This is a genomic window from Methanocalculus sp., from assembly GCF_029762515.1.
Lineage (GTDB): Archaea > Halobacteriota > Methanomicrobia > Methanomicrobiales > Methanocorpusculaceae > Methanocalculus.
Genome location: NZ_JARVGN010000086.1, coordinates 1 through 6,498, shown reverse-complemented (window position 1 = coordinate 6,498; position 6,498 = coordinate 1). Strand labels below are relative to the sequence as shown.

Here is a 6,498-nt window from a genome sequence, read left to right as displayed (position 1 = left end):
TCCGGACCAGTCTCAGGAATATTACCCGGCATTCAGATGATCATGGTGAGGTTCTGGAGATTCCGCTCTATCTTATCTGGAGACTGAAGGCATACCTCTCCTGATTTTTTCGTTGATCTGGTTGCATGTATGTACCAGGTCTCAAAATCCAGATCCGAATCATTGAGGAGAGTGAGGAAGAAGAAGACAAAGGGATGGCGGGTCTAATTCGTGACTGTGGGACGCTTGACTTTCTTGTTGACAGAGTAAACTCTATCGATGATCCATATCAGAAAGCTGCCCGATTATTGTATACAATTGCTGCTCATCATCCTTTTTATCAGGGGAATAAGAGGACGGCCCTCATCGTTGCAGAATTAATCCTGACACTTGAAGTTGGGTCTTATATCACAGCTGATGAAGAGGTTATTGATCTCTTTGTCTGTGAGGTTGCAAGCTATCTGCATGAACCCGAAGACATTGAAAGTTGGATTCGGAGAAATTGCTAAAAAAAGGATAATTAGTGCTGTGCCAGCAGTTTAAGTGCCATTTTGTGCCTCTTAATCGAGAGTTCCAGGGCAGTGCGCTCAACTGGTGTGAGACCTTTCTGCTCTTTCTCAATGGAGGGACTCCGGGTTGGGTGGATTAGGCCACGATCTATCGAACCTGTCGGTGTAAATGAACCGGACTTCTGGGCTGCATCTGTTGAATAATCGGATGATTGTTCCTTAAATGGCCCAAAGGTCTTCACTATTCTTTTTTTAGCACCTTTCTCGTCGATATCCAGGTACATCTTCTCCTCCCTGTTCGGTCCTATTGTTTTAACAACTTTACAGTAGTGCTACATTAACTTTAATGTTGAGATCGGGCATCCGCTTCCGGAGAAAATCATATTCACAGACGATCTTTATTATTGCCCGACCGATCAGGAGGGTAGTGATCAGGTAGCGTTTTATCTCCTTTCAGGGTTGGAACCAAACCATCGTAGCTTGTGCGTTTGGGAGGTTATCACCAGCCGAATAAGAGGGTGCCGCCTTTGCCAGTACCCTCTGTCGCGGGAAGGGAGGAGTCGCGGTGCCAAAAATAAAAACGGGGTCTTCGTTCCCTACGTGTGCTGCTGTAAGAATGAGAGGATCTTTGCGTGAATCTCGTGGACCTGCGGCGAGATCCAGGCACAGAGGTGCGATCCCTCCCTCACCCACATCTTCTCGGCACCGGGAATGTTCTCCCATGCGTACACGCCGTGGTAGAAGAGGACGTCGCTGTCATGGGTTCCGTGGATGACAAGGACCGGGCACTGTATCTTCCCGACCGGGAGATCATCAAGCTTTGAGAGCCCGTCGAGGTCGTTGTCGACGCCGGCTTTCCGTTTCGGGTACTCCGACATGGAACGCGAAAACCGCAGGAGGAGGCGGATCTGGAGGGGGTCCTTTAATGCCGCCTCCACCTGCAGATCGATCTGTTCGGGCCGGAGCATGGATTCCTGCTGGAGGAACTCGTGCATAGATTGTCTGGGGTAGTGTTTTGTGAAGTAGTTGATGAGCTTCTCTCCCGGGCCGCTCAGGAAGAGGGCCTGGGCAACCGGTCCGGCATTGGCCGGCATGAGGTATTTTGAGACAACGGCATCGGCAGCAACAAGTGCGGTGATACGTTTTGGATACCGGATTGCAAACTCGTAACTCGATGCCCCGCCGGCTGAACCGCAGATGATGGCAACCTTGTCGATACCGAGCGTATCAAGGAGTGCGGCATAGAGATCCGCCTGTTCTGCGGGTGATTTTCCGCTTGTGACGGGGGTTCCCAGATATCCCGGACGGCTGGGGGCGATGAGCGAGAAACCAAACTTTGTCACCCATTCGAAGAGGAGAAGACCCTGGTCGTATCCTCCGGGCCCTCCATGGATGGCCAGCACCACGGGGCCTTCCCCGATACGGGCGTACTCTATTGCTCCTTTTGCGGTCTCTGCAATGTGGGGGTTGGCGACCATTTCGTCCTGGTGGGCGACCTCTGCTTTTACCCATGCGTTAAAATCGGTGGTGAACAGTGAATCATATGGTTCTTCTGCCATGGACGTGATATTGACGCTTATTCAATAAAGGACTTATGACAGCAGGAACCTGATGAAATGGGTACTGCACGTACCAGCAGCTACCTGTCCGGCTCTCCCCCCCTCTTTCTTTCTCTCTCTTTACAGGCTCACGGAAAACTCCCAGAGACCAATCTGCTCCCGGAACTGCGTAAAGGTTGCATGAAAAAACGTAGCGTCAGAGGGGATGGGATCGGTTCGCCAGAAGATGAGGGTGCCATCCCCCTCGGCCCGGTAGCTGTATGATCCCGTTGTCCGGAGGGGGGTGCCGTTATCGAGCCCGAAATCAGCGACCGGATCAGGGGAGCGGGGCGGGCTGATCCCGCCGGGGGGTGGATCGATGGTGGACGAGGCGACCAGATCGACCAGGAAGACCGCCTCGCACCCATCCGGGGTGCACTCCAGCGAGACGAAGGTGACGGTGCGGTTGTCTGCCGAGTGCGTCTGGCCGATCTCAAATTTCTTGTCCATTGGGTTTGCCGGAGGCAGGTACTCGTAGAGAGGGGGAGTGTTTGGATCATAGGGGGCAGGATGGACGGATTCTGCGATTCTGATCATCTCCTCTGCCGGGAGGGTCCCCGTCAGCCGGAACGCGAGATCATCCCTGCTCCAGAAGAGCTCTGTCATCTTCCCGGCAACCAGGGTGGCCGGTTCGCCAGCGATTGTTGTATCAGCCGGAGCCATGGAAGCCACGGCGCTTCCAATCGGAAATGCTCCCTTATCAAGGGGCTGCTGGTACAGCGTGATTCTCTCGCTGCCCCGCTGGTAACCAACGCTGCGCCAGCCCGTATCTGATGCGGGTGCCCAGGCACCGTTGGCAAAGAGATACCCCTCCGGGAGATAGCCGGGGAGGGCAAGGCAGATCTCCGGATCGAGTGCTCTCTGCATGGAATGCAGGGAGGTGAAATAGAGTGGTGTGATCCTGAAATTGGGTCCGGTGGGAGTGGGGGAGATCTCCGCCCCGGTGCCGTTATCTGGTGCGCCGGGTACATCCGTTGGTGCGGTGAAGTCTGTTGGTACAATGCACCCCGCTGACAGCAGGCAGGCGGCTGTCAGGAGGAGGAGGGGGAGGATGAGGATGAATGGAGTGAATTTTTTTCGGGTCATGTGGTTTTTCTCGGGTTTCTGTCAGTTTTTGGCTATGTTTTGTGGGTTTTTGTTTTGCTTTTTTTCGTGAGTGGTATCAGATGTCAGGGGATTGGTGAAAAGAGACGATAGTTCTTTTGGGTGAATGGGGGGTGGATGGGGTTTGCCGGAAAAAGGGTGAGAGGGGGGGGCTGGAACTGCCGGACAACAGGTACTATCGTGTTATTATTGTTACTCAGCAGGTTATAGAAAAAGAGGTTCCACTCTCAGTTCCGGAAAGAACCCCTTCCTTTCATTCTTTCCGTTTCTGCCTCTTCTGTTTGTTTCATGGGTATATAAGAAAGAGCGGCAGGGTGTGAGTGATTTTTCGATTTGGGAGTTATCGTGTTATTGTTGTGAGCAGTACTAGTACAAGAGATCTTTTCCTGTTAGGGAGGGTTTTTTTGGAGGGGTGGGGTTTGGTGAGATGGGGAGAATAGGGAGGATCTTAAAAAAAGGGGTCTTAATTGAGGCTTTATGACGTTAAATCTTTTTCTTTTTGTACAAATCATAACAATCAGGACAGAGATCTCGATAAGCACCTTTCCGAGGATGGTGCATTCTGAATAATTGCTTTGGGTTTGCATAGTAGAGCTGTTCATACTCTGTCAACGCCACCAGAATGATCTTACTTTCACTAACACTTTCGGGTTCGTACGCTATCTCTAGATACTCATGCCAAACAAACCAATCTCCCTGATAGGCTCCACAATGGACACACGTATTTCCATGTTCTTCAACATTCTTCGTCTTTTTAAATCCTTTCTTAAATAAGGGATATTCTTGTTCAATTGCACAGGGTAAATTTTCAAAAGTATTTGGTCTAATGGACTCCCTGATAAACCTGCTTGATTCACCATTCGTCCATATTACAGGAGTTGTCTTTTTACACGCGTAGCAAGATATAGTCCAGCACCATACTTCGACTTCGATGTGTTGAGGGGCTTTGACAATCTGGTGTTGGCGTTTATTGCAGTTAGAACAGGACTCACTGTATTCCCAAGACTCCATATTGCGAATCTCACGCCATCTCTGCTCCTCTTCCCTAGAAAGGCAGTTCCAAGTATCGACATCTGTTATACTAACCATCTCCATTGAATCGTTGGCAATTCTTTTTCTGGTTTAATTCGCAATGCTTAACCTCCTCTGTTTCTGGATCAGAGGACAAAATCATCTCAAATAATCCAAAGTAGTCATCTGATTCAATTAGGTCGATAATTGTGGTTTCTTCGTCAATGAGATTTGATACCAAATAAATGGGCCTCATCTCTTTTCCTTTGATGCCATTGAATTGTTCTCTAGCTTTAGTTTTGTAATAATATTCCAAATCTCCCCTGAGAACGTATAATCGGGTATTCGTAAACTTAAAACGTTTTATCCAATGTATTACGGAAGAAACATGTTCTCTGTTTATTGGATTTTCTATGTCATCAATGTTTTTTTTATTATCCTCATTTTGATAGCCTATTATATTTTTAAGTTTATCTACACCTTCTTTTACTTTTGGATCTGCATCAATTTCATTGACAAATGCATTCAATCCATTAAAAAGAAAATCAAAATCAGCTGCAATATAATTATCAATGGCCAATTCATTCAACTTTTTTGCATACTTCCAGAATTCGGTTTTTCCACTCACAGCAATGATTGAAATATTACAATCGTTTAACCAATTTTCTCCTAGATCTGGTTTTATTATTGTACCGTAGTGTTTCGCAAGAGATTCCAATATATATTTTTCACCTCCCTCAACAAGAATTACTTTATCTGCGAAGAACATCTCAGAATTCTCTATTTTTACGAGGATTTGTTTTTCTTTTGGGTTATCGAATCTGGTATTCACAGCAGTAGTTCCTAGTTCTTTATCATTCTTAACCACAACCAAATTCACATTTTCATGAGCGGAAGTTATGAATTCTGATGAGTGTGTAGTAAGAATAACCTGATTCTTCCCTCCATCAACAAAATCATCTAATCTATATGAAATAACTCTTCTTCCATGTGGATGTAAATACAACTCAGGCTCTTCAATTCCAAGTAATGAACTTCCTGAGTGAGATATATATCTTGTATAATAATTAAATAATCCAATAATAACTGCACTCTGTATGCCTGCTCCTTTATCATTTAATAAACTGTTAAAACCATCATCTACGTATATCATGACGTTTTTATGAATGTCATCTTTTGAGTCTGGGGCACACTCAAAAGAGATACTTGTTTCAGGAAAAGCAATACACGTATGTTTATCATTGATATCTTTAACCAATGGAGAAAAGACCTCATGGGCTACGTCTTTAACTGCTTTAAATGCATTTTTTAGCTCATCATACTTTTGTGCAGAAAAGTGACGTAATAATTTTCCATACCATGTATAGTTTGCTATCCTTAACTGTTGGGAAGGATCACGAAAAGCCGGGATAATCGCACTCTGAAGAAACTCGGTTCTAATGGGTGCTGTGAATGACAAATACCATTTAGAATTCTCGTTTTCTCGGTAAAGAAATCGAATTTCTTTTTTAATTTTCTTATCTTGTTCTAGGGTCGCTTTAAATGCAAAAGCAAAGTATTCTTTCTCTCTAAACTCCTCTTCATATGGTTTGTAAGATCGAGCCTTTCCGTTGATATAATAACTATGAACCTCTGGATCATCTTTGTTTATTGAAATGATTTTTTCGATATCATGCCAAAACATTGGGTCTTGTATTATATGTTGATTTGCTTTTCCTGTAATATATTTTACGCCATATTCATGGTCATATTGTGAATTTTGATAATTGCCATGTAAGAAAAAGCCATAGCAATTTTTATACATCTCTTCATAATTAAGTTCCTCATCCCGATCACATCTCAGTTCGCAATAAATATAAATGGGTTTATCAGTATTGCCCTTGTAAAAATCATTTTCTGCAATATTCTGTGTTTTATGGTATGCAGGAAACGATTCTCCAAGAACAATATCAATGGCTTTCAATATGTTACTTTTTCCAGAATTATTCCTCCCTATAATAACATTCTTCCCCTTTTCGAAAATAATATCCAATTCATCTATTGAGCGATAATTTTGAATTCGTAATTTTGAAAGGTACATTAAATTAATGATTGTTTGGGATTTATATAATATTATTCATTGAATTGATGATAGTGATTACAAATCGGGTTGGGGGGAGGGTGGGGGAAACGAGTAGTATCAAAGAGTAATCCCTGCCCGGAGAATGCCCAATATTGAAATATCTAATCCTACAATTCCGCTCTAATTCCCCTCAAAGTAGTCAAAATCAATCTTTTTGACGACATATTCCGCTTCT

6 protein-coding genes are annotated in these 6,498 nt (G+C 44.9%); 1 reads left to right on the top strand and 5 read right to left on the bottom strand.

Annotated elements, in window-relative coordinates:
* Window positions 1-125: 125 nt before the first annotated feature.
* A complete protein-coding gene (locus QCH34_RS04440; RefSeq protein ID WP_300330722.1) occupies window positions 126-488 on the top strand; it encodes a type II toxin-antitoxin system death-on-curing family toxin in 363 nt (120 codons plus the stop codon).
* Between the two features lie 11 nt (window positions 489-499).
* On the opposite strand, the gene QCH34_RS04435 is transcribed toward QCH34_RS04440, so the two are convergent.
* From QCH34_RS04435 to QCH34_RS04415, 5 genes are all read right to left on the bottom strand, one after another.
* Window positions 500-772, bottom strand: coding sequence for a hypothetical protein (locus tag QCH34_RS04435; RefSeq protein WP_300330719.1), 273 nt, complete (start codon window positions 770-772; stop codon window positions 500-502).
* 312 nt (window positions 773-1,084) lie between these two features.
* Window positions 1,085-2,047: an alpha/beta hydrolase gene (locus tag QCH34_RS04430; protein ID WP_300330716.1), complete on the bottom strand. Its 963-nt coding sequence runs from the start codon at window positions 2,045-2,047 to the stop codon at window positions 1,085-1,087.
* A 120-nt stretch (window positions 2,048-2,167) separates the two neighbouring features.
* Window positions 2,168-3,172, bottom strand: a complete 1,005-nt coding sequence (locus QCH34_RS04425; protein WP_300330713.1) for a DUF4367 domain-containing protein — start codon at window positions 3,170-3,172, stop codon at window positions 2,168-2,170.
* A gap of 501 nt (window positions 3,173-3,673) precedes the next feature.
* Window positions 3,674-4,279 (bottom strand): hypothetical protein, encoded by a 606-nt coding sequence (locus QCH34_RS04420; RefSeq protein WP_300330710.1) that lies wholly within the window; start codon window positions 4,277-4,279, stop codon window positions 3,674-3,676.
* The gene (locus QCH34_RS04415) at window positions 4,272-6,281 is read right to left on the bottom strand and encodes an AAA family ATPase (RefSeq protein WP_300330706.1); all 2,010 of its coding nucleotides are present in this window, start codon (window positions 6,279-6,281) and stop codon (window positions 4,272-4,274) included. The genes QCH34_RS04420 and QCH34_RS04415 overlap by 8 nt, the downstream gene beginning before the upstream one ends.
* Window positions 6,282-6,498: the final 217 nt, after the last annotated feature.

Bases quoted from the DNA above. Each gene is read 5' to 3' on its own strand.
- QCH34_RS04420 (WP_300330710.1), bottom strand. From the start codon at position 4,279: ATGGTTAGTATAACAGATGTCGATACTTGGAACTGCCTTTCTAGGGAA.
- QCH34_RS04430 (WP_300330716.1), bottom strand. From the start codon at position 2,047: ATGGCAGAAGAACCATATGATTCACTGTTCACCACCGATTTTAACGCA.
- QCH34_RS04425 (WP_300330713.1), bottom strand. From the start codon at position 3,172: ATGACCCGAAAAAAATTCACTCCATTCATCCTCATCCTCCCCCTCCTC.
- QCH34_RS04440 (WP_300330722.1), top strand. From the start codon at position 126: ATGTATGTACCAGGTCTCAAAATCCAGATCCGAATCATTGAGGAGAGT.
- QCH34_RS04415 (WP_300330706.1), bottom strand. From the start codon at position 6,281: ATGTACCTTTCAAAATTACGAATTCAAAATTATCGCTCAATAGATGAA.
- QCH34_RS04435 (WP_300330719.1), bottom strand. From the start codon at position 772: ATGTACCTGGATATCGACGAGAAAGGTGCTAAAAAAAGAATAGTGAAG.